General features: G+C 64.6%; 2 protein-coding genes. Both read left to right on the top strand.

Going from position 1 to position 1,704, the window contains the following annotated elements:
• Positions 1-250: S1 RNA-binding domain-containing protein (locus V6M39_RS05370; protein ID WP_332642709.1), on the top strand; the 250-nt coding region annotated here is incomplete at its 5' end.
• A gap of 68 nt (positions 251-318) precedes the next feature.
• On the top strand, positions 319-1,518 hold the full coding sequence (kynU, locus tag V6M39_RS05365; RefSeq protein ID WP_332642708.1) for a kynureninase: 1,200 nt from the start codon (positions 319-321) through the stop codon (positions 1,516-1,518).
• Positions 1,519-1,704 lie beyond the last annotated feature (186 nt).

Here is a 1,704-nt window from a genome sequence, read left to right as displayed (position 1 = left end):
CAAGGTTGTCGACTTCGGCGCCTTCGTGTCGCTGTCACCGGGTCGCGACGGACTGCTGCACATCAGCAAGCTCCGTGAGCTCAACGGTGGCCAGCGCGTCAACAACGTCGAAGACGTTGTGTCGGTCGGTCAGAAGATCCAGGTTGAGATCGCCGAGCTCGGCGATCGCGGCAAGCTCTCGCTCGTCCCCGTCCTTGAGGACAAGGGTGACGCCGCTGCTGTCGAGGAGCCGGCCACAGCCGACGCCTGATCTGCCCCGCACATCAGAAGGACCCCGTCGCACTGCGGCGGGGTCCTTCTGCATGAGAGCATCACTCGGTGACGACACCTCCTGACGTCCTCGACGCAGCAGATCCGCTGGCTCGGTTCCGCGATCGTTTCGTGATTGCCGACGACGTGGTGGCATACCTCGACGGCAACTCGCTGGGCCGTCTCCCGAAGGCGACGGCTGAGAGGCTCGCGACGTTCGTGCAGGACGAGTGGGGTGGGCGGCTCATCCGCGGATGGTCGGAGGGCTGGGTCGAGCTGCCGGTGACGGTGGGCGACGAGCTGGGTGCCGCGATGCTGGGAGCCGCGGCCGGCCAGACAGTGATTGCTGATTCGACCTCAGTCAACATCTACAAGCTTCTGCATGCCGCTGCAACGGTTCGTCCCGATCGAACGGAGCTCGTCATCGACTCGACGAGCTTCCCGACCGATCGCTTCATCGTGGAGTCGGTCGCGTCAGCACGTGGACTCGACGTGCGATGGATTGAGCCGGAACTAGTGGAGAACGTCACCGCTGACGTACTGGCCCGCGTGCTCAGTGACCGTACGGCCGCCGTACTGCTCGGACACGTCGACTACCGCTCGGCGACCCTGCTGGACTTGCCCGGGCTAACCACGCAGGTGCACGACGCCGGCGCGGTGATCATCTGGGATCTCTGCCATTCCGCGGGCGTCGTACCGATCAACCTCGACGACCACGACGTCGACTTCGCCGTCGGGTGCACATACAAGTACCTCAATGCCGGGCCGGGAGCGCCGGCGTTCCTGTATGTCGCCGAACGCCATCTCACCGTTGCGACGCAGCCAATCGCCGGATGGTGGAGTGCCGCCGACCTGTTCGCGATGGCCGACCGGTACGACGCATCGCCAACGATCACCCGGATGCTGAGTGGCACGCCGTCGATTGGCGGGATCATCGCCGTGCAGGAGGGCGTACGCCTGATTGCTGAGGCGGGCGTCGATGCCATTCGTACGAAGTCGATCGCGCTCACTGACTACCTGGTGGAGCGTCTGGACAACGCCGGGTTCGAGATCGTCACGCCGCGCGAGGGCACACGGCGTGGCAGCCATGTGACGGTGCAACACCCACAGGCCCGGGCAATCACGGATGCGCTGATCGAGAGGGGAGTCATCCCCGACTACCGCGAACCAGACTTCATCCGCCTCGGGCTTTCCCCTCTCAGCACGTCATTTGGCGAGGTCGACACCTGCATGAGCGTGCTGATTGACGTTGCCGGCGCGCGTGCTTGAGCGCCAGGCGCGCTCGGATCCGAGAAATATGGGAACGCTCCCAAAAACCTATTGACGTGCCAATGTGACGCAGGGCACACTCATGGGAACGCTCCCACGGTGGGAGCTGTGGAGGAAAGGTACGACGTGAATCGCACACAGCGCATCGCCGCCCTCGCAGTCTCAGCCCTTGCCGCGGGAGTTCTC

The organism is Aeromicrobium sp., assembly GCF_036675695.1.
Taxonomy (GTDB): domain Bacteria; phylum Actinomycetota; class Actinomycetes; order Propionibacteriales; family Nocardioidaceae; genus Aeromicrobium.
The sequence above is the reverse complement of the archived record's forward strand: the minus strand, read 5'-3'. Positions and strand labels throughout refer to the sequence as shown.